The organism is bacterium (assembly GCA_035549195.1).
GTDB lineage: Bacteria > Oederibacteriota > Muellerivitia > Muellerivitales > Muellerivitaceae > DASZRK01.
In genome coordinates this window covers 1-21,360 of sequence record DASZRK010000041.1, presented here as the reverse complement: position 1 = coordinate 21,360, position 21,360 = coordinate 1, and the positions used below count along the sequence as shown (strand labels likewise).

General features: G+C 61.8%; 21 protein-coding genes. All 21 read right to left on the bottom strand.

Annotated features, from left to right (window positions below):
• Positions 1–179: 179 nt before the first annotated feature.
• A complete protein-coding gene (gene dxs, locus VHE12_08705) occupies positions 180–2,093 on the bottom strand; it encodes a 1-deoxy-D-xylulose-5-phosphate synthase (GenBank protein ID HVZ80864.1) in 1,914 nt (637 codons plus the stop codon).
• Between the two features lie 14 nt (positions 2,094–2,107).
• Positions 2,108–2,557: a divergent PAP2 family protein gene (locus tag VHE12_08700; GenBank protein ID HVZ80863.1), complete on the bottom strand. Its 450-nt coding sequence runs from the start codon at positions 2,555–2,557 to the stop codon at positions 2,108–2,110.
• Between the two features lie 7 nt (positions 2,558–2,564).
• Positions 2,565–3,461 carry a farnesyl diphosphate synthase gene (locus tag VHE12_08695; GenBank protein HVZ80862.1) on the bottom strand — a complete coding sequence of 299 codons (897 nt, stop codon included), beginning with the start codon at positions 3,459–3,461 and terminating at the stop codon, positions 2,565–2,567.
• 2 nt (positions 3,462–3,463) lie between these two features.
• A complete protein-coding gene (locus VHE12_08690; GenBank protein ID HVZ80861.1) occupies positions 3,464–3,688 on the bottom strand; it encodes an exodeoxyribonuclease VII small subunit in 225 nt (74 codons plus the stop codon).
• A 69-nt stretch (positions 3,689–3,757) separates the two neighbouring features.
• Positions 3,758–5,701, bottom strand: coding sequence for a hypothetical protein (locus VHE12_08685; protein ID HVZ80860.1), 1,944 nt, complete (start codon positions 5,699–5,701; stop codon positions 3,758–3,760).
• Positions 5,702–5,824: 123 nt separating this feature from the next.
• Positions 5,825–7,117 (bottom strand): exodeoxyribonuclease VII large subunit, encoded by a 1,293-nt coding sequence (gene xseA / locus VHE12_08680; protein HVZ80859.1) that lies wholly within the window; start codon positions 7,115–7,117, stop codon positions 5,825–5,827.
• A gap of 128 nt (positions 7,118–7,245) precedes the next feature.
• Complete coding sequence (locus VHE12_08675; protein HVZ80858.1) at positions 7,246–8,166, bottom strand: PfkB family carbohydrate kinase; 921 nt, start codon at positions 8,164–8,166, stop codon at positions 7,246–7,248.
• Positions 8,163–10,907, bottom strand: a complete 2,745-nt coding sequence (locus tag VHE12_08670) for a tetratricopeptide repeat protein (GenBank protein HVZ80857.1) — start codon at positions 10,905–10,907, stop codon at positions 8,163–8,165. The genes VHE12_08675 and VHE12_08670 overlap by 4 nt, the downstream gene beginning before the upstream one ends.
• Before the next feature lie 3 nt (positions 10,908–10,910).
• Complete coding sequence (locus tag VHE12_08665; protein ID HVZ80856.1) at positions 10,911–11,621, bottom strand: hypothetical protein; 711 nt, start codon at positions 11,619–11,621, stop codon at positions 10,911–10,913.
• Positions 11,618–12,394: a hypothetical protein gene (locus VHE12_08660; GenBank protein ID HVZ80855.1), complete on the bottom strand. Its 777-nt coding sequence runs from the start codon at positions 12,392–12,394 to the stop codon at positions 11,618–11,620. Before VHE12_08660 ends, VHE12_08665 begins: the two co-directional genes overlap by 4 nt.
• Positions 12,391–13,374, bottom strand: coding sequence for an ABC transporter ATP-binding protein (locus VHE12_08655; GenBank protein ID HVZ80854.1), 984 nt, complete (start codon positions 13,372–13,374; stop codon positions 12,391–12,393). Before VHE12_08655 ends, VHE12_08660 begins: the two co-directional genes overlap by 4 nt.
• 73 nt (positions 13,375–13,447) lie before the next feature.
• Complete coding sequence (locus VHE12_08650) at positions 13,448–14,281, bottom strand: aspartate dehydrogenase domain-containing protein (protein ID HVZ80853.1); 834 nt, start codon at positions 14,279–14,281, stop codon at positions 13,448–13,450.
• Positions 14,281–15,216 carry a quinolinate synthase NadA gene (nadA, locus tag VHE12_08645; GenBank protein ID HVZ80852.1) on the bottom strand — a complete coding sequence of 312 codons (936 nt, stop codon included), beginning with the start codon at positions 15,214–15,216 and terminating at the stop codon, positions 14,281–14,283. Before nadA ends, VHE12_08650 begins: the two co-directional genes overlap by 1 nt.
• 14 nt (positions 15,217–15,230) lie before the next feature.
• A complete protein-coding gene (gene panD, locus VHE12_08640) occupies positions 15,231–15,590 on the bottom strand; it encodes an aspartate 1-decarboxylase (protein HVZ80851.1) in 360 nt (119 codons plus the stop codon).
• 123 nt (positions 15,591–15,713) lie between these two features.
• The gene (gene panC, locus VHE12_08635; protein HVZ80850.1) at positions 15,714–16,556 is read right to left on the bottom strand and encodes a pantoate--beta-alanine ligase; all 843 of its coding nucleotides are present in this window, start codon (positions 16,554–16,556) and stop codon (positions 15,714–15,716) included.
• An 8-nt stretch (positions 16,557–16,564) separates the two neighbouring features.
• Entirely contained in the window at positions 16,565–17,359 is a 795-nt protein-coding gene (gene panB / locus VHE12_08630; protein ID HVZ80849.1) for a 3-methyl-2-oxobutanoate hydroxymethyltransferase, read from the bottom strand.
• The gene (locus VHE12_08625; GenBank protein HVZ80848.1) at positions 17,356–18,000 is read right to left on the bottom strand and encodes a deoxynucleoside kinase; all 645 of its coding nucleotides are present in this window, start codon (positions 17,998–18,000) and stop codon (positions 17,356–17,358) included. Before VHE12_08625 ends, panB begins: the two co-directional genes overlap by 4 nt.
• On the bottom strand, positions 17,987–18,472 hold the full coding sequence (gene folK / locus VHE12_08620; GenBank protein ID HVZ80847.1) for a 2-amino-4-hydroxy-6-hydroxymethyldihydropteridine diphosphokinase: 486 nt from the start codon (positions 18,470–18,472) through the stop codon (positions 17,987–17,989). Before folK ends, VHE12_08625 begins: the two co-directional genes overlap by 14 nt.
• An 8-nt stretch (positions 18,473–18,480) precedes the next feature.
• Positions 18,481–19,644 (bottom strand): LL-diaminopimelate aminotransferase, encoded by a 1,164-nt coding sequence (locus VHE12_08615; protein HVZ80846.1) that lies wholly within the window; start codon positions 19,642–19,644, stop codon positions 18,481–18,483.
• A 31-nt stretch (positions 19,645–19,675) separates the two neighbouring features.
• Positions 19,676–20,443, bottom strand: a complete 768-nt coding sequence (locus VHE12_08610; protein HVZ80845.1) for a fumarylacetoacetate hydrolase family protein — start codon at positions 20,441–20,443, stop codon at positions 19,676–19,678.
• Positions 20,444–20,483: 40 nt separating this feature from the next.
• Positions 20,484–21,290 carry a 4-hydroxy-tetrahydrodipicolinate reductase gene (gene dapB, locus VHE12_08605; GenBank protein HVZ80844.1) on the bottom strand — a complete coding sequence of 269 codons (807 nt, stop codon included), beginning with the start codon at positions 21,288–21,290 and terminating at the stop codon, positions 20,484–20,486.
• Positions 21,291–21,360 lie beyond the last annotated feature (70 nt).

The following is a 21,360-nucleotide window of genomic DNA, read 5'->3' as shown; positions in this document are numbered from 1 at the left end:
GGTGTCTTGGACGGGACGGTGGTGGATGGAGGGCCGGGGGTGACGGCGGGGGTCGCCTGGGGCTCAGTGGAAGAGGAGGGCTTGTGGTGGTTGAGGACCAGGAAGACGACGATGAGGCCCACCACGAGGAGGGCGTCCAACACAAGATAGCCGCGTTTTGGGGACTTTGCCTCGGCCATCTACACCACCCCAAGCATGTAGGGTTTTTGGTCCTTGAGGACCTCACGCACCGCCTGGGCCACTTGTGAAGGCTCCAGACCGCACATTTCCCTCTGCAATTGGGGTTTACCGTGCTCGATGTACTTATCGGGGATGCCGACGCAGCGCACGGCGATATCGGACACCCCGTTCTTTTGGAGGGCTTCCAGGACCGCGCTCCCGAAACCGCCCATCAGCACGTTCTCTTCCAGGGTCAGGAGGACCTTTGATTTGCGGGCCAGGGACAAGAGGAGAGCCTCGTCCAATGGCTTTACGAAGCGCATGTTGGCCACCGCCCCTTCCAGTCCTTCTTTCTTCAACATCTCACGGACCTGCTTGGCGACACCGACCATGCGGCCGATGGCCAAGAGGGCGAAATCCTTCCCTTCCTCCAGTTGAACGCCCTTGCCGATCTCGAGTTTCTTGAGGACGGGATCCAGGGCCACCCCTTCCCCGTTGCCGCGGGGATAACGCAAGGCGATCGGGGCGCCGTGGCCGACCGCCGTGTAGAGCATGTGGCGTAGTTCGTTCTCATCGGCCGGGGCCATGACGGTCATGTTGGGTACGCAACGCAGGTAGGAGAGGTCGTAAACGCCCTGGTGGGTCTCGCCGTCCTCCCCGACCAGACCGCCCCGGTCCAACGCGAAGACCACGGGAAGTTTCTGGAGGCAGACGTCGTGGATGATCTGGTCGTAGGCCCTCTGCAGGAAGGTCGAGTAGATGGCCGCCACCGGCACCATGCCCTCGCAGGCCAGACCGGCCGCCATGCAGACGCCATGGCCCTCGGCGATGCCCACGTCGATGAAACGGTCCGGAAAGGATTCGCCAAACTTCTTGAGGCCGGTGCCCTCGGGCATGCCGGCGGTGATGGCCACGATCCGGGGGTCCTGTTGGGCCAGTTCGATCATGGTATCGCCGAAGACCTTGGTGTAGGCCGGGGGCGCGCCGGCGACGGGCGCGGAGGTGCTCTTGCCCGTTTCCTTGTCGAAGACCGTCACGCCGTGGAACTTCTCGGGATTCTCCTCGGCGAAGCTGTAGCCCTTCCCCTTCTGGGTGACCACATGCAACAGGATGGGGCCCTTCAACTGCTTCACCTTCTTGAAGATCTCCACCAGGGTCCTGAGGTCGTGGCCGTCGATGGGGCCGTAGTAGCGAAGGCCCAGTTCCTCGAAGAGGGTCCCGGGGGTCATGAATCCCTTGAGGGCCTCTTCGGCGTGGTGGGTCATGGCCAGCATCTGGTGGCCCACCTTGGGGATGCGGTCGATGAAGCGCTCCACGTGGGTCTTGGCCTCGTTGTAGGACTTCCCCGCCAGGATCTTGTTCAGGTAGGCGGTCATGGATCCCACGCTGGGGGAGATGGACATCTCGTTGTCGTTGAGGATGACCGTCATGTTCAGGTTGGGGTCGTCGCCGATATGGTTCAGGGCCTCCATGGAGAGGCCGTTGGAGATGGAGGCGTCTCCCACCACGGCCACCACCTGGAACTCCTTCTTCTGCATGTCCCGGGCCCGGGACATGCCGTAGGCGGCGGAAAGGGCCGTCCCGGCGTGCCCGACCGCGAAGGTGTCGTATTCGCTCTCGTTGCGCTTGGGGAAACCGCAGAGTCCCTTGAACTGGCGAAGGGTCGGGAAAAGCTCCCGGCGGCCGGTCAGGGCCTTGTGGCCGTAGGCCTGGTGCCCGACGTCCCAGACGATGCGGTCCTGGGGGGTGTCATAGACGTAGTGGAGGGCCAGGGTCAGTTCGACCGCGCCCAGGCTGGAGCCCAAATGGCCGCCGGTCTTGGAGACCGAGGTCAAAAGGAAGTCGCGCAGTTCCTCCGCCACCTTGGGCAGGGCTTCGGGCGCGAGGGCCCTTAACTGGGCCGGGCTTTCGATCTTGTCGAGATACTCGTACATCCGCAAGGTCTCCGTTAAAGCTTGTAGAACAGAACGGCGATGCCGATCCCCAAAAAGGCCCCGACGAAGACCTGGACAGGGGTATGCCCCAGGAGTTCCCTCAGGCGCTCGGGAGGGACGGGCTTGGAACTGTAAAGATCGTCAATGATCGCATTGAGGATCTTGGCCTGTTGCCCCGCGGCCCGGCGGACGCCCGCCGCGTCCGACATGATGATGGCCGCCAACCCGAAGGCCAACAGGAAAACGGGGGAATCCCAACCGGAAGTGAATCCGATGCTGGTGGCCATGGTGCTCACGAAGGCCGAATGTGAGCTCGGCATGCCACCGGTTCCGACGAACAATCGAAAGTCGATTTTATGGTTCCTCCAATAGTAAATCAATACTTTCAGGCCCTGCGCGACGGCCCAACCGATGGCGGTCACATAGAAAATCTTCGAGGTAAATATCTGCGTCAGGGGATCCATGCCTTCCTCAATTCGTCCGTTCGGCCATGTAGAGCGCCAACTGCCGCAAAGGTTCGGCCTTGGGCCCCAAGGTCCGGAGGGATCCCAGGGCTTCCCCGGTCAGGAGGCGGACCTTCCGCCGCGAGGCGTCCAAACCGATCGCCGCGGGGAACGTCATTTTACCGCGGGCCCGGTCGCTGCCGGCCTTCTTCCCCAATTCCCGGCTGCTCCCCGTTTCGTTGAGGATGTCGTCCACCACCTGGAAGGCCAACCCGGCGGCCCAACCGTAACGGGTGACGGCGTTTAGCTTTGGACGGGAAGCGCCCGCCAAAAGGGCCGGAAGGCGGACGCTGGAAAGGAGGAGCGCGCCGGTCTTACGGCGGTGGATGGAAAGGACCTTGGCGAGGCGCGGCACCTGGCGTTCGGCCAGGACGTCGTCCACTTGCCCCCCCACCATACCGGGCCAGCCGGCGTAATGGGCCAGTTCGTAGGCGACCGAGGCGATGTTGCGGCGGTAGGGGGCCGAATAGCCCTTGGGGTCGGTGACCCACTCGAAGGCGTAGGTGAAGAGGCCGTCCCCGGCCAGAATGGCCATGGCCTCCCCATAGACCTTGTGGTTGGTCTTGCGGCCACGGCGGTAATCGTCGTCATCGAGCGCCGGAAGGTCGTCGTGGATGAGGCTGTAGGTGTGGATCATCTCCAGGGCCACGGCGATCCGTAAAGCGTCCTTTTGCGGGAGACCCAAGGCCTCGGCGGAAGCCAGGCAGAGGATGGGCCGCAGGCGCTTGCCCCCGGCGAAAATGCTGTAACGCATGGCGTTCCAAAGGGCCGGAGGGCAGTTGGCCCGGTTTTGAAAGGCCCGCCGAAGGCCTTTCTCGACCAGCAGACGCTTCTTTTCCAGGTAGGACTTCAGGAGGAAGGCCAAGGTCAATCCTCGGAGGCTTCGTCTTTGGCCTTCGCCGAGGCGCTCTTCAGGAGCAGCTTGACCTTCTTCTCGATCTCATTGAGGCGGGCGTTGCATTCGCGGGTGAGTTTCATGCCGTCCTCGAAGAGCTTGAGGGAGTCCTCGAGCTTGAGGTCGCCTGATTCCATCTTTTCCACGATGGATTCGAGCTTTTTGAGGGAATCTTCGAAGGACGATTGGGCGGCCATGGGTACCCCTTGGAAAAGTTGGGCTATCTTAGCCGATTTGCCCGGGGCTTGGAATGACCGCGCGGTCGCCTATTTTTCGATCGCGTAGACCCGGTAGGAATGGGGCGGGATCGTGACCTTGAACTCGGTCCGGGGAGCGGTCGGATCCTGTTTGGCCCACCAGTTGTTCGGGTCCGGGGTCGGGATGGGTTGGGCCGACAGGGATCGCTCCGCCATCGTGTCCCTGACCTTCATCCCTTCCTTCGGGAGGACCAAGGTCACCTCGCTGGGCTCGGGCCGGAAGGACTCGACCACGAAATGGTCGTTGTCATAGGCGAAGAGCGACACCTGGGCGGGTGAATCGATGCGCACCGGGAAATCGGCCATCAGGTAGCTCTTGATCTTCGCGGTCAAGGCTTGGGGCAGGTTGTAAAGGTCGGAGATGTTCTCGGGGATCGTGAGGACGTAGATGATCCCCTTGGAATAATGGTTCATCAGGATGATCGGAAAGCCCTTGGCCGCCGCCACGCCCCGGATGATGCCCCAGGCGTCGTTGGTGAGGAACCGGATCTCGGGGAAAAGGACCGCGGGGTGGTCGACCTTGGGATCGTTCAAGCTGGCGCCGTTCCCCGCCCCGAACCCGTCGATGAAGTCGTGGACGAGGACCTTGCGTCCCGTCGGCTCGGCTTCCAGGATTTCCCGGATGCCCTTGTCCTGCAGGGCGCCCAGGAGACCGGAAGTGATGAAGACCTTTTTCCCTTCCCTCAGGCTCTTCTCGATCTTGCCGACGATGCCCTTGTCGAACTTGGCGCATTCGGTCAATAGGATGGTATCGGCCTTGGAGGGATACTCGGGATAAAGATCGATGGGGATGCCGATGTTCCCCAGGTAATTGTGGAGGAAATCCTCCCCGGTGGATTGATAGGGCTTGTAGCTGGCGATGCCGATGGGCCGGCCCAGGTCGCCCAAGACCCCGTCCACCTTCTCCAAGGAATAGCCGGCGGCCCTCCCCCAACCCAGGGGCTCCTGATCGACGGGATGATATCCCTTCACCATCTCGTCCCAATCAAAGCTGGTATCCAGGGACTTCCAGGCGTCCCGGTCCCCGGGTTTCAAGGGCCAGGTGTCGCTGAAGTGGGACCAATTGAAGAGGGTGATCTCGGGAGCTTTGGCGAAGAGGGTGTCCCATAACTGTTCGGCATAGCGGTCCACATAGCGGGTGCTGTAGATGTCCACCCAACCGCCCAGGTTACGGCCGGGCTTGATGTTGTTCAGGTAGCGGTAGATCTGATAGCTCTCGTACTGTTGCAGAAGTTGATCGGTGATAACGGGGTCCCGGGTCTCGGTCCCGGTGTAGATGAAGTCGAAGTCCCTGGCTTCCTGGTCCAGGTCATAGCCCAGGCCCTGGAAATGCTCGTACCAGTTCGGGTACTTGATGATCATCTGGATGCCGGGATGGACCTTCCGGGCGGGACCCAATACCAGTTCGCGGGCGGCCTTGCGCATCGTGTCCAAGCGATATTGGGTCCAGGAGCGCTTGCCCTCGGCCCGGATGTCCATGTCGGATTTGCTGGTGTAGAAAAAGAAATCGTCCAGGATGACGTGATCGAAGTGTCGGGCGGCCATCTCCACCGCTTTTTTGCATTCGGCCCGGTCCGCAGGTTTCTCGAAGTCGAAGGTGCCGAACTGGCCCCCTTTTCCCCCGCCGGCCGACAGGGTGATGCCGCCCCAAACCTCGATCCCGTGGTCCTTGAAGAATTGGATGGTGCCTTCCAAGGTGGACTCATCGGCGAAATTCTTGTCCCGGTAGACCTCCAGGTAGACCTTATCGAACTTCACCTGTTCCATGACCCGGTCGAATTCCTTCTGCAACCGTTCCCGGTCGGAGAAGGATTTGGTAGCGTTCACCACGATATAGATGGCGGTCCTGAAATTCTTGTAGTGACCCGGGGCGGGTTCGGCCGTCAAGGAGGAGGTCAGGGCGAGGGTCCCGATGAAGATGGAGGCGACGATCGACCGTGAGATGACTTTCATGCCTGGCTCCCTTGGATCTTGGATATCGAAGATGGCTCAACGAGCCCGGCTTAGTTTAGTGAAATCGAAAAATCCGGGAAGGAAGAAAGCGGCGCGCTCGGGTCCGAAAAACCGCTTTCATGCTCACTGGGGATCTGAAGGGTCCTCGATCCTCAGGACTTCGGACTCCAGGGAGCCTGTCCCAAGCTGGACGTGAAGACGGTCCCCCTGGGCGACCTGCCTGGCGTCGCGCAGGATCTTGCCCGTCGATCCTTCGCTGACGATGGCGTAACCCCGCTTCAAGGGACCGTGGGGGTGATAGGCCTGGAGTTGGGCCGCGAGACCTTTGAGTTTCTCCCGGTAGGGTTGGACCTGGGACATGGGCGTCACCCGGGCCAGGAAATCAGAGAAACGCTGGAGCTTGAGCTTTTGGTCCTGGAGGTTTTGCAGGAGCCCTTCTTCCAGGTCTTCCGCCAGGCGATCCAGGTCCTGCCTTGCCTCGGCCATGAGATGGTCCGGCCGCCGCTCCTGAAGGATGCCCGCCAGTTCCTTGAGGTCGCGGCGCTTCCCTTCCAGTTGGTCCATCCAGGCGTCCCGCAGACGATGGGCATATCCTTCGATCTCGGCGGCCACCTCGTCCCGGCCCGGGGCCAGCATGGCGGCCGCGGCGGTGGGGGTGGGGGCCCGCAGGTCGGCGACGAAATCGCAAAGGCTGAAATCCACCTCGTGGCCGATGGCGCTGATGGTGGGTACTTGGGAGGCCGCCAGGGCCCGCACCACGCCTTCGTCGTTGAAGACCGCCAGGTCTTCCTGGCTTCCCCCGCCCCGGGTGAGGACCAAAACGTCGTGCTCTTCCCTCTCCGAAATTTCCCGGATGGCGGCGATGATCTCGGCCGGGGCTTCCTTGCCTTGGACATGGACGTCGAAGATGTCGAAGCCCTCGATGCCGACCCGGGTGGCCAATATCTTCAGGAAGTCCTGGATGGCCGCGCCTTGGGACGAGGTGACGATGGCGATGCGTTTGGGGTATTTGGGGAGAGCGCGCTTGCGGGCCGGGTCAAAAAGCCCTTCTTCCCCCAGCTTTTTCTTCAATTGCTCGAAAGCCAGTTGGAGGCTTCCCACGCCCTGGGGTTCCACGCTCTGAACGATCATCTGGAATTGGCCAAAGGCCTGGTAAAGGGAGAGGGTACCGCCCGCCACCACCTTCATGCCGTTCTCCAGCTTGAAGGCCAGGCCGTAGTTCTGGCCCTTGAAAAAGGCACAGCGTAGGACGCCTTTGTCATCTTTCAGCGAGAAATACATGTGCCCGGAGGAGTGGTGTTTGAAGTCCGTCAGCTCGCCCTGGACCAGGATGTTGGAGAACTTCCCTTCCAGGAGCATGCGGGTGGCCTGGAGCACCTCGGAGACGGAGTGGATCGTACGGGATTCGCCGTTCATGAAGACACTTTCGCCGCAGAGTGAACAACCGGAAAGGCAACGGCATTTTGCCACCGATGAACACCGATGAATGGGATAAGACGAGATCGAAGCCCTATTTTATCGGCGTTCATCCCCTTCATCGGTGGCTAAAGACGCTGAAGGGTGGTCCTTTTAAGGTTTTTCTTCGCCAAGTCCGCATCGAATTTCATGATACCGGTCCGGGCCACGGTGGCGGCGAAGGCGCCGGCCGTCCGGGCGCAGTCCCAGAAGTTCTTCTTCTCCCGGTAGGCCTTGAGGTACCCGGCCAGGAAGCCGTCCCCGGCCCCGACCACCATCTTTCCGGACAACTTTTGGGAAGGCTTCACCCGGCAGGCCACGGGCCCGTTCCATAGGACGGCGCCTTCGGCCCCGTTCGTGACGGCTCCATGCAACAAACCCGCCTTGAGAAAGACCGGGATGAACTTGGCGACCTGGTCCAGGTCCCGGAAACCTTTGCCCAAACCTTCGTTGAACTCGAAAAGGTTCACTTTGAAGAACCAAACCCCCGCCTTCAAGGCTTCCCGCAGGGGCACGCCCGAGGTATCGACCGCCACCCGGACACCCTTGGCGCCGTAGGCCGCCGCCCAGGAAGCGTAGAGCTTGGGGTTCATCCCCTGGGGAAGGCGCCCGGTCAGGACCAGCAGGTCGTCCCGTCGCAAGGTCCGGTCCAAACGTTGGAATCCGGTCAGGTCCAATTCGAACCCGGGGTGGTTGAACTTCTCCCTCCTGCCGTTCCTTTCGACCACCACATTCAAACGGACCGGAGCCTGGCGGCTGAGGAAATTCACCGCAAGCCCCTCCCGTTCCAGGAGCGATCGGTAGAGGAGGTGGGTGGGATGATCCCCGCCCCCGGTGCCGGACCAGACCGTGAAAGGGACCCGGCTTTTCTTGAGGTAGCGGGCGATGTTCAGGGCTTTGCCCCCGGATTCAACGTCCGAGAAAAGGACTTCCCCGATCTTGCCATGGCGGGGGGAACGCAGGTAAAGCTCCAGGTCCAGGGCGGGATTCAAGGTCACGAGATGGATCATGGCATTTCGCTCAATTTGGCATCGGCCGCCTTCGCGATCTCCGGGTATTCCCGTTGGAGGGATGCCTTTTGGTATTCCTGCCGGGCTTCCAGCATACGGCCGTTCGACCTTAAAAGGTCGCCCAGGGTCAGGTGGGCCAGCCCGAAACTGGGGTGCCGTTCCAGGGATTGCCGGTAAAAGGCCTCGGCCGAGGCGGCGTCCCCCAGCTTTTCTTCCGTCCTGCCCAGGTAATAAAGCGCCTCGTGCCCCACCTGGTAATCGTTCTGGGCCTTGACGAACTGCAGTTGGGCGTCCTTGTAGTGGCCCTCATGGAACTGGACCAAGCCCATCCCGAAATAGGCGTCCCCTTGGCCGGGCTTGGCCTTGAGGGAAAGGTCGAAATAGCGCTGGGCGCTCCCGTAATCGTCCATTTCCACGGCCACCTTGCCCAGGTTATAGAGGGCGTCGGCGTGGTTGGGGTCCTTCTCGAGGGTCTTCTCCAGGAGGGATTGGGCCCGGGCCCATTGGCCGAGCTTCAAGAAGGCGACCCCCTGGCAGTAATAGCCGTTGGCGTCGTTCGGATCGACCTCCAGGCCTTGCTGGTAATACTTCAGGGCGTCGGTGAAATAACCCCGCTTCAATTCGAGGGTGCCGAGGTTGAAATAGGTCTCGGCCGTCCTGGGATCCTGGGACAGGCTCTTTTTCAATTTCTGCTCCGCCGCGTCCAGTCGGTCCGCATCCAGATCGATGGCGGCCCAATTCGTCAGGACCTCGGGATAGACGGGGCGCATCCTCAAGGCCTTCTGGTAATAGAGCATGGCCTGGGAGACCTGGCCCTTCTGGTAATGGGCCCGTCCCAGGTCATAGAGGAATTCGGGATGATCGGGAAATTCTTGGGCGCCTTTTTGCCAGTAAAGGATCGCCTCGTCGTAGAGGTTCAATTTGAAGGAACAGGACCCGAGGCCCAAGGCGCCCTCCCAGGAACCGCCGGGAGCCTTGACGGCCAGGCCGAAATAACGGCTGGCGACCTGGTATTTACCGGCTTCGAAAGCCAGCTTGCCGCATTCTTCCAGGTAATGGGCGTTGTCGGGCGCGAGACGGAGGGCCCGCTCCATACCGGCAAGGGCCTCCTCCTTCTTGCCGTCGGCTTCCTCGACGCGCGACAGGTCCTCCCAGGAACGCGGGTCCTGGGGCCATTGTCCGGTCTCGGTGCGGGCCAAGGTGCGGCCCACTTCCAGGTCGCCGGTGCGCAGGGCCTTCTCCGCCAATTGATGCATTCCCTCCCAGGATTCCTGGGGGGAAGGTGCGGCTCCCGTTCCCGAGGCCTGATCCCCGGAGGCGGACCGGTCATTCTTCAGGCTTTCGATCTTGGCCAATAGCTTGGGGTCCTTCTGTCCCATCTGACGGGCCTTCTCGAAGGAAGCCAAGGAGTCCTCGGGATGACCCAGGGCCTTCTGAAGGTCCCCGACCAGGAGCGGCCAACGGGAGGATTGGGGTTCCTGGACCTCGCCTTGTTGGGCCAGGGACAGGGCCGTTTCATTGTCCTTCCCTTCGTGGGCCAGGACGGCGAGGCCATAGAGAGGTTCGAGGTAATCGGGATCCAATTGACGGGCTTTTTCCCAATGAAGACGGGCGTCCTTAGGGTCCTTGTCCTTGTAATAGGCCACGCCGAAGTTGTAGTGGAAGACCGCATTGCCCTGGGCCTCGTCCCAGCCCTCGACGTTCAGGTAGTGGGCCAAAGCCTGTTTGATCCGGCCCTGGCGCAGCTCGAGGTCGCCCATGTTCCAAAGGGCGGGCTTGAGGTCCGGTTGGAAGAGCAGCGCCCTTTTCAACATTTTCTCCGCGTCCTTGTAATGACCCAGTCCCAACTGGGCCCGGCCCAGGTTGTTGAAGTAGCCCGCGTCGTTGTTGCGCATCTGGATGGCCTTGGCGAGGGCCACCGAGGCCCGCAGGTAGTTCTGGTTGAACAGGAAGGCGAGCCCCAGGAGGTTATAAGCGTCCGGGTTGGAGGGCGAGAGGCGGACCGCCCGGTTGGTCGCCTCCACCGCCTCCTCATAGTTGCCCGAAAGGAGCGAGGCGACGGCCTCGTTGTAGTAGGCGTGATAAAAGGAGGCGCCGTTGGCCACCGAGGTCTTGAAGGCCTGGAAGGCCAAAGGAAAGTCCTTCACCTGGAAATAGGCGCAGCCCAGGTTGTTCCAGACCTTGGGGTCGGACCCCACGACCTTGGAAGCTTCCTCCAGGTAGCCCACCGCTTGCGGATAGTTCCCCCGCTCGTATTGGATCAATCCCAGGTCGTAGAGGGCCTCGCCCCGGGCCGGGTCGCTGTCGCGGACCTGGCCCAGGTAACGGAGGGCCAGGTCATCCTCCCCGACCTTATGGGACGCCACGCCCAGGTTGACGGCCGCGGCCGTATAGGCGGGGTTCAAGGCGAGGGCCTTCTTGAACTGGGCGGCCGCTTCCCCGTATTCGCCGAAATAAAAATAGATGTAGCCCAGGTCGTTCAGGCAGACGGGGTCGTTGACCTTGAAATCGGGGGCCGTGGTGAAGCGCAAAAGGGCGTTGGTGAGGTTCTCCTTGAAGTAGAAGGAGTGGTCCGAATGGGCCACGAAAGGATCGGAGGTCTTGAAGCGCGGGACCATGGACTTGGAAAGGGGCGCTCCCGTGGGTCCCGACGGGACCTGGGCCGGCAGGTTCCCCGCACCCAGGAAGAGGAGCCCGGCCAGCAGGGCCGCTCGCGGAGGAAGAAGGGGGATCTTTCCCAAAGGTCAGTGGGCTCCGGGTTTGGAGGGCGACCGCAGGATCTCGTAGAGCTCCTGGAGCTTTTGGGCCGCGGTGATCTTCTGATCCTTGGGGAAATCGCCTTGGAGGACCCGTTTCCAGACCCGGATGGCGTCCGAATAGCGCCCGGCTTTCGTGTAGGCATTGGCGAGGATGTTGATCATTTGTTGGGGCGCATCGGAACGGCTCGCCTCTTCCTCGAGGAGGGGGATCAACAGGTCCATTTTGTCCAGGTGCTGGTAAAGGATGGCCGCCTGCAGCACCTTCAAACGGATGGCTTGGGGATTGGCCTTCACCCCTTTTTCCAGCAGTTCCTCGGCCTCCTCGACCCTTCCCAGGTGGAAGGCCAAGGCCGAAGCGCCGTAGGTGTACACGGAGAGGAACTGGGGATTCAGGTCCGAGGCCAGGCGGCAGTAGTCGTAGAGTTTGGAGAAGCGGTCGGCGGCATTGTCCGAATCGCCGTAATACTGGATCACGGTGATCCAAAAGACATGGCCGAAAAGCACCCGCCATCCGGTCAAGAGGGCCCCCGCCCGGATGGTGGAGGAGATCCGCCGGTCCATCTGGAGGCTGGGACTGTTCTCATAGGGGACCGGATGGACCCAATGGGTCAGCCTTTGGGAAAGGAAAGCCTGGAGGCAGAAGACAAGGACCAGGATGGGCAGGATGCGCCGAGGATCACGGACCCAGTCGGTCATTTGAATTCCCTTTTCTCCAGGTTGACCCAACCGATCAGGAAGACCACGAAACAATAGGAGAAGGTATAGAGCAGCACATCCCACCATTGGGAACTTCCCAACACCAGGGTGGGATCATAAAGCCGGTCCTTGAGGTTGAAGGCCTCCATGTTGGGCAGGATGTAATAGATGACCCGCAGCAGGGTCTTCACCCAGGGGGCTATGTTCTGGTTCAGGAGCCAGAGGATCTGGCCCACGGCGTGGCCCAGGAAGATGGTCAGGAAGGTGTAGAGGAACAGCCCCACCATGGAAGTGGCGATCATCTGGAAGGTCAGGCCCAGCGTGGTCAGGACCAGCATCTCCAGCAGGATGAAGGCCGCGGACTCGTAGAAGAGGACCGGCACCTGTCCGCCCCCCACCCCGGTCACCAGACCCACCACCACCAGTCCCATGCCCACCACCACCAGGGCGATCACCCCATAGAAACCCAGGATGCGGCCCAAGAGATATTCGCCCTTGGTCAAGGGTTTGGCCAGGTGCAGGAAGATGGCCTTTTGGTCCATCTCGGTGGTGTAGGTACTTACCAGGCTCAAGAGAAGGACCAGGGTGCCCGCGATCTCCATGCCGGTCAGCCCCAGGTCCATGAAGATCTCCAGGATGCTCCCGTAGCTCAAGAGGGAGATGAGGAAGGACAGGCCGCAGAGCAGGATCGTGCTGATGAGCCAGATGAAAAGGAGCCGGCTCCGGACCAGTTCCCGGAAGGTGAAGACGGTCACCGCGACGAGCCGGTTCATGCCTCACCCCCGCCGACGGGCTTGTTGAGGTAGGCTTGGGCCCCGATGGCCCGCAGGAAGTAGGCCTCCACGATCGAGGAAAGGGGCCGGACGCTGGTGATCTTGGTGCGGCGGGAGGTCATGAGGGACAGGGTCTCGCCCAGGACCAGTCCGGGGACCTGGACCCCGCCCTTGGCCTGGACCGCTTCTTGGAACGGAAGGCCTTTGAGCTTGGAGGCCTCCCCGGCGGGGACCTCGACCCAATAATCGACGGGCACGGAGGATTCCAGGACCTTGGAAATAAGGGCGGTTTCCTTCAGGACCCCCTCGTGAAGGATGCCCACGCGGTCGCAGACCCGTTCGACCTCGTCGAGGATGTGGGTGTTCAGGAAGAGGGTCGTTCCAGCCCTTTTGAGATCCAGGAAGATGTCCCGCATCTCCTTGTAACCCACCGGATCCAGGCCGCTCATGGGTTCGTCGCAGATCAGGAGACGGGGTTTCCCGATGAGGGCCTGTCCGATCCCGATGCGCTGGAGCATGCCCTTGGAGTAACCGGCCACCTTTTGTCCGGCGGCCTGGGTCATGCGGACCATTTCCAGGACCTCGTCCACCCGGTGTTTCAGGGACGCCCCGCCCAATCCGTGGAGGGACCCGAAGTATTCCAGCAGTTCCCGGCCGGTGTGTTGCTTGGAGAAATAGGGCAATTCGGAAAGATAGCCGATACGGTCGCGGATGGAACGCTGGGTGATGTGCCCGCCCAGCAGGGAGATCTCCCCGGTCTTGGGCCGCAGCAGGCCCAAGATGAGCTTGATGACCGTGGTCTTCCCCGCCCCATTGAGTCCCATCAACCCGAAGGCCTCGCCCTCGGGTACGTCCAAATGGAGGCTCTTCAGGGCGTGGTTGATCTTGGGGGTGAGCCAAAAACCCGTCTTATAGGTCAGGGAAAGGTCGCGGATACGGATGGCGAGGGGCCCTTCCCCGCCCGATGCTCCTGGGTTCACAAAAACCCTCCGGGATTGATGCTGGTCTATTGTAGGAAAAAACACGAGGGAAAGACCGTGAAAAATGGGAGGGTCAGGACCCGATCTCGACCGGCGCGGTGATCCTCTCCAAGAGCGCCAGGGCGGCCTGGACCGCCAAGGCGCTGGTCTTGGGGTTGGCCGGGGATGGGACGTTCTCGGTGCGAAGGACCATCCGGCCGAAGGAACCTTCGACCTGGATCTCATGTTGATTGGTCTTCACGCCCGGGTCCGCGATCACGGTCACCCGGAGCTTGTTCGGCAAGCCCGAGGCCATGGCGGTCGTGGCCGCCACGTTCACGTTGGCCGGGAAGGCCCGGATGGCGCCCCGGACGCCGCCTTGATAGAGAACCATCGGTCGGCGGGCCGTCGCGAGGGACTTTCGTTGCCGGGAGGTGAGGCCGGGCGCGCCCAGGAACCCGCGGGGTGGTTTACGGGAAGTGATCCGGATGCGGTGGATGGTCCCCAAGGCCCGGGCCGAGCGGATCCCGTCCACCCCGCTGACGGCGCCGGAGGGGATGTAGAGCTTGGTCCTTTGACGCTTGGCCAATGCCGCCAATTCCTTTCCATGGAGCAGGCAGGCCCCCGCGCTCATCAGGACCAGGGACTTCCCCTTCCCCAAGACGGCCCGGGCCACCGGCAGGGCGGCCTTGACCGACGCGGCTTCCAAGACCAGGTCGCTACGCCGGATCAATTCGGACAGGTGGGTACAGACCTTGGGTCTTGAGGAAAGGGTCCGGGCGAGGCGGACGGCTTGGGGGGCATGGGTATCCAGCAGGGCGGTGACGCGGTAGGCCGGGTTCTTTTTGTCCAGCGTGCGGGCGACCAGTGAGCCGATGGCACCGCACCCCACGATGCCGAGTCGGGTGACCGGACGGCGGGAAGCCATTACTTGGTCGGGACCGCCGCCAACATGCCATCCAGCGACTTGAGGGCCTTCAAACGGATGGGCTCGGGGATCTCGATGGGGTATTTCAGGTCCTTCAGGGCCTCATAAACATCCTCCAACTGGGTCATCTTCATGTTGGGGCAGATGAGGCTCTTGGTGGGAAGCAGGAAGGTCTTGTCCGGCATGGCGGTCCGGAGCCGGTGCAACATGCCCATCTCGGTGCCGATGATGAAGGTCTTGGCCTCCGAGGCCTGGCAGTAGCGGAGCATTTGCGAGGTCGAGAGCACGGCGTCGGCCATGCCGCAGATATCCTCGTTGCTCTCCGGGTGGACCACGACGACCGCATCGGGATGCTCTTGTTTCATGGCCAGGATGTCCTTGGCCTTCATGCGCTGGTGGGTCGGGCAGCAACCGGCCCAGAGGATCATCTTCTTGTGGGTCTGTTTTTGGACCCATCGGCCCAGATGCTGGTCGGGCACGAAAAGGATCTCGTCCTGGGGCATGGCGTTGACCACCTGCAGGGCGTTGGCCGAGGTGCAGCAGACGTCGGCCAGGGCCTTGATCTCGGCCGAGCAGTTCACATAGGCCACGACCGCGGCGTTGGGATACTTGGCCTTCTCGGCCGCCAATTGTTCGGGAGTGATCATGTCCGCCAGGGGGCAGCCGGCCTCGGCGGCGGGCAAAAGGACTGTCTTTTGGGGCGAGAGGATCTTGGCGGTCTCCGCCATGAAGTGGACGCTACAGAAGACGATGACGTCGGCGTCGGTCTTGGCCGCCAGGCGCGACAACTCCAGGGAATCGCCCACGTGGTCGGCGATGTCCTGCACCTCGGGCCGCTCGTAGCTGTGGGCAAGGATGACCGCGTTGCGCTCTTTTTTGAGCTCCTTGATGCGGTTCACCAGTTCGGTATCGTCGAGGAACATATCCAGGGACATGGTGTTCTCCTTGCTTAACCTTTGATCTTCTTGGCGCGGTTCTTGGCGTCCACCGTCACGACGCGGGGTTGATACCCGGCCGGCGGTTTGGAAATGAAGCTCTGGTAGGTCAGGACGATGATCAGGTCGCCCCTTTCGGCGTGACGGGCGGCGGCGCCATTGAGGCAGACGACCCCGGAGCCGGCCTTGCCCTCGATGGCATAGGTCTCCAGGCGGTTCCCGTTGTTGAGGTTCAGGACATGGACCTGCTCATAGGGTTCGATGTCGGCGGCCTTCATGAGCTTGGCGTCGAGCGTGATGCTCCCCTCGTAATCCAGGTCGGTCTGGGTCACGGTGGCCTTATGGATTTTGGATTTGACGAAGACCCTGGACATCGCGCCCCCCTCAAGAATGGCGGATAGTGTAACGGAAAGGTTAAAAGCGCTCCAAGTTGAAAGTCCTATTATTGTTAAGGAGTTCAGGATGGGGAATCAACGGGAAGGGCCGAAAAACACCCATCAGAGGAGGATGTTGTCGATCAGCCGCACGCCGTCCAGGTAGGCGGCCAGCGCGATCATAGTGCCGGGTTTGATCCGATCGGCCGGCTCCAGGTCGGGTAGTTTGACGGCCTCCAGGTATTGGAGCTTGACGCTCTTTTCGTCCTTGATGACCTTGCGGACCTCGGCCAGGACCTTTTTCGGGTCCGTTTCACCCAGGTCCACGATGCTCTTCCCCACCTTCAAGGCCCGGTAAAGGACGGGCGCCACGCCCCGGGCGACGGGCGAGAGCCGCAGGTTCCGGGAGCTCATGGCAAGACCGTCCCTTTCCCGGACGATGGGACAGGGTACGACCAGGACCGGGATGTCCAGGTCCGTCAGGACCCGGGTGAGGACCGCCACTTGTTGGGCGTCCTTCTGTCCCAGATAGAGCCGGTGCGGCTGGACGGCCCCCAGCAGTTTCACCACCACGGTCGCCACCCCGTTGAAGTGGCCGGGACGGACGCGCGCGCAAAGGCCCCGGACGACGCTTCCATCCACCTCCACGGTCGTATGGAATCCTTTCGGGTACATCTCGTGGTTGGTCGGGTGATAGACCAAGTCCACCTTTTCCTTCTTGAGCAGGGCCAGGTCCTGCTCGAAGACCCGGGGGTATTGTTGGTAGTCCTCATGGGGACCGAACTGGAGCGGGTTCACGTAGATGGAGACGACGGTGATGTCGCTCTCCTTGCGGCTGCGACGGACCAGTTGGAGATGGCCCTCGTGGAGCGCGCCCATGGTCGGGACGAAACCGATGGAACGGCCCTTGCGGCGCCATTGGACGGCGAGGGCCTGGACCTCGTGGGGCTTGGCAAGGACCTTCAAGGGCATCGTCAGTTCCCCGGGGTGAAGCGACCCTGGCGGACGTCCCGGGCATATTGATCCACGGCCTTCCGGACGGCCTCGTGCAGGTTCGCGTAACGGCGGGCATGTTTGGGATGGAAGTCGGGAAAAAGGCCCAGCAGGTCGTGCAGGACCTGGACCTGGCCGTCGCAATGGGGGCCGGCCCCGATGCCGATGGTGGGGACCTTGAGGGCCGAGGTGATCCGCTTGGCGGTGTCCGGAGGGACGAGTTCGAGAACGACCGAAAAGGCGCCGGCCCTTTCCAAGGCCTTGGCCTGGTCCAGCAGTCTCTTGGCCGAGGCCGCATCCTTGCCTTGGGCGTGGTAGCCGCCCAACTGGTTCACATGCTGGGGGGTGAACCCCACGTGGCCCATGACCGGGATGCCGTTCTCCACCAGGAAGGAAGTGACCTCGGGGGCCTGCGGGCACCATTCCAGTTTCACCGCCTGGGCCCCGCCCTCGACCATCAGGTCGCCGGCATTGGCCAGGGCGTCCTCCAGTCCCAGTTGATAGGACAGGAAGGGCATATCGGCCACCAGGAGGGCCTTTTGGAGGCCCCGGGCGACCGCCTTGGTGTGGTGGACCATCTCATCCATGGTGGCGGCCAGGGTGTCGGAACGCCCCATCATGGTCATGGAGAGACTGTCCCCCACCAGGACCGCGTCCACGCCCGCCTCGTCCACCGCCCGGGCCATGGAATAGTCATAAGCGGTCACGACCACGAGCTTTTCGCCCCGGTCGGCCTTCTGGCGGAATCCCAAGGTGGTCAAGCGATGATCGCTCATTTCTTCACGCTGACGGGTTGGTAATAGACCGTCCCTTTGGTCATGCGCGAAGCGTGGGCCAGGAGGTCGTCCAAATCCGCGTCCCGGTGCACGAAATCGATCTCGCTGGTATTGACCACCATGAGGGGCGTATCGGCGTAATGGAAGAAATAGTAGTTGTAGGCCTGGTTCAACTCGGCCAGGTATTCGGCGGTGATCTGGTTCTCGAACTTGCGGCCCCGCAAGGCGATGCGTTTCAACAGAACGTCGGTGCTGGCCTGCAGGTAGATGACGAAATCGGGTTTGGGCACCCGCACGCCCAACAGGGTATGGATCTGCTCGTAGAGCTTGAGCTCGTTGTCGTCCAGGGTCAGGTTGGCGAAGATGCGGTCCTTGGCGAAGATGTAGTCGCTGATGATCCCCTGCTGGAAGAGCTCGTTCTGCGAAAGTTCCTGCTGTTGCTTGAACCGGGACAACAGGAAGAACATCTGGGTCTGGAAGGCGTGCTTCTGGATGTCCTTGTAGAAATCGGCGATGAAGGGGTTCTCCACGGCCCCTTCCAGGACCAGGCGTGCGTTGAGCTTCTTGGCCAGGATCTCGGCCAGGCTGGTCTTCCCCACGCCGATGGGGCCTTCGATGGCGATGTATTTATGCTGGAGCATAGGGTTCGACCTTCGCCTTGTCCGGGACCCTTTCCAGGGCCTCTTCTAGGGTCCGACCCGAACCTGGGAGCACCAGGCCGGGGCTCAATTCCCGCAATGGGACCAGCACATGCCGCCTCATCTCAAGGCGGGGATGGGGAAGGATCAGGTCCGGCCCCTCCTCGACAAGGTCGTCATAAAGGAGGATATCCACATCCAGCGTCCGGGGCCCCTTCGGGATGTCCCGTTGCCGGCCGGCCCTGGCTTCCAGGGAGCGGGCCCATTCTAACAAAGATTCCGGGGAGAGCTCGGTCCTGATTTCGACCACCTGGTTCAGGAACCAGGGCTGGTCCACCAAGTCCACCGGTTCGGTCTCATAGATCCGCGAGAAGCGGACCATCCGGAATTTGTCGATGAAATGGTCCCGGGCCAGCGCCAAGTAACCGGAACGGTCGCCGAGGTTCGAGCCCAAGGAGAATGTCGCAATGGCCATGGACCGTCCTATTTGAGCTTCGAGAGCCTCTGCAACGCTTCCTCCAGGCGGTGTTTCTCGGCAGTGATGGTGGCGCGGAAATAGCCCTCGCCTTCCTTGCCGAACCCGTTGCCCGGGGTGACGACGATGCCCGATTCCTCCAACACCTTGCCGCACCAGTCGGCCGAGCTCATGCCATTGGGGACCTTGATCCAAAAATAAAAGGCGGCCTGGGGGACCTGGAACTGCCAACCCAGTTTCTTGAGGCCCGCGGCCATCAAGTCCCGGCGTTCCTGGTAGATCTTGCGGATGCCGTCGGTGACGGCCTCGGGCGCTTCCAGGGCGGCGATCCCCGCGTATTGGATGGGGTTGAAGACCCCCGAGTCCAGGTTGCCCTTCACCTCGGCCAGGGCCTTCAGGACGCTCTTGTTCCCCACCGCGAAGCCCACACGCCAGCCGGTCATGTTGAAGGTCTTGGAGAGCGAATGGAACTCCACGCCCATTTCCTTGGAACCGGGGACCTCCAGGAAGCTGACGGGTCTTTTTCCGTCGTAATAAAGCTCGGTGTAGGCCGCGTCATTGGCCACGATGAGGCCGTGCTTTTGGGCGAAGGCCAGGGTCTTTTCATAGAAAGCCTTGTCCATCAGGACCGAGGTCGGGTTGTTGGGGGAATTGGTCCAGATCAGCTTGGCACGCTTGAGCACATCGGCTGGGATGGCGTCCAGGTCCGGCAGGAACCCGTTCTTCTCCAATAGGGGCATGAAATAGGATTCCCCGCCCGCGAAAAGGGTCCCGGCGTGATAGACGGGATAGCCGGGCGAAGGCATGAGGACCACATCCCCGGGGTCCAGGATGCCGATGGGCAGGTGGCCGATCCCTTCCTTGGAACCGATGAGGGCCACCACTTCGTCCTTGGGGTCCAGGTCCACCTGGAAGCGGCGTTTGTACCACTTCGCCACGGCTTCCCGGAACTTGGGCAAGCCCGACCCGAGGGGGTATTGGTGGTTCACCTTGTCCTTGGCGGCCTTGTAGAGCGCCTCAATGATGAAATCGGGAGTGGCCAGGTCCGGGTCCCCGATGGCGAGCGAGATGATGTCCACGCCCTTTTCGATGGCGGCTTTTTTCTTCTTGTCCATTTCGATGAACAGGTAAGGGGGCAGTTTTTTAAGGCGTTCCGCTTGGGGGAATTCCATTCCGTTTCTCCTTAGGGTTCGATCCGACGGTTCAGCGTTTTTGCACGTTATTCTTGAGGATGCCGATCCCTTCGACTTCAACCTCCACCAGGTCCCCCGGCTGGAGGGGTCCGATCCCGGAAGGCGTTCCGGTGGTCAATACGTCCAACGGTTCCAGGGTCATGACCTTGGAAACGAACGAAAGCAACTGGGCGGTCCCCCAGATCCTCTGCGAGATCTTGGCCGACTGCTTGACCACCCCGTTCACCCGGCCAAGGATCTTCTGGTCCTTCTCGACGAAATCGGTGACCAGCCAGGGCCCCAAGGGGCAGAAGCTGTCGAAACCCTTGGCCCGGGCCCATTGGCCGTCGGTTTTTTGGAGATCGCGGGCGGTCACGTCGTTGCAACAGGTGAATCCCCAGACCGCCTTCAAGGCCTCCTCGGGGGAGGCGTCCTTGAGCCGGGCCTTGAGCACCACCGCCAATTCGGCCTCGTAATCGACCCGCTGGGACGCCGAAGGATAAAGGATGGTCCCTTCCGGGTTCAACAGCGCCGAAGAAGGCTTCAAGAAGATCACCGGTTCCTTGTGCTCCTCGTGGGCCATCTCCTTGACATGATCCTTATAGTTCAGGCCCACGGCCACGATCTTGGAGGGGACGGCGGGGGCCAGGAGGTTCTCGGGCCGGACCGGGTAGGATTTGCCGTCGAAGACCTGCTCTTCCCAGGGCTTATCGGTCTCGAAGACCCGGTAGGTGTTCCCGGAGTCCAGGATCATGGCCCAACGGGGGCGGTTGTTATGGAGCAAACGGGCGATCTTCATGGGACTCTCTTCGATGGACCGAAAGGACCGGGAAGCCCGGTTATTTGATCCCTAGGACGTTCTGCATGTCATAAAGGCCGGACTTCTTCCCGTCGAGGAAAAGGGCGGCTTGGAGGGCGCCTTGGGCGAAGGCATCCCGGCTGTGGGCGATGTGGGTCAGTTCCAGTCTTTCCCCGGGGCCCGCGAAGAGGACCCGGTGGTCCCCCACGATATCCCCGCCCCGGACGGCGTGGAACCCGATGGTGCCTTCCTGGCGTTCCCCCACCAGGCCTTCCCGGCCATGGGTGGACATGGTCTTTAGATCGACCTTGCGGCCACGGGCGGCGGCTTCCCCGAGGGAGAGGGCCGAGCCCGAGGGGGCGTCCTTCTTGAAATGGTGGTGGGCCTCGATGATCTCGATATCGTAGGCGGGCCCCAATTTGGCGGCTGCCTCCTCCACGAGGGCGAAAAGGAGGTTCATGCCGACGCTCATGTTGGTGGCCATCACGATGGGGATGGACTTGGAGGCGTCCTGGACCTTCTTTTTCTCGTCATCCTTCAACCCGGTCGTGCCGATGACCATGCCGATGCCGGAACCTGCCGTTTCCTGGAGGTAACCCAGGGTGCCTTGGGGTTGGGTGAAGTCGATGAGGACCTGCGGTCTGGGGGAAAGATCGCCGAGTTTGGCCGCCAATTTCGCCTTGGAGGCGACACCCGGGAGCACTTCGGCCAAAGCCCTTCCCAAGGAGGCATGCGTCGGACTTTCCAAAGCGCCTACGATCTCAAAACGGGGGTCCTTGGCGGCCAGTTCCAGGATGGTGTGGCCCATCCGGCCCGTGGCGCCGGAGACCGCGAGGCGAAGGCTCATCGGCGGCTTCCCGAAGCCGCGATGGTCTTCGAGTGGGACAAGAGTCCGTATCGTTCCAATTGGACCCGGA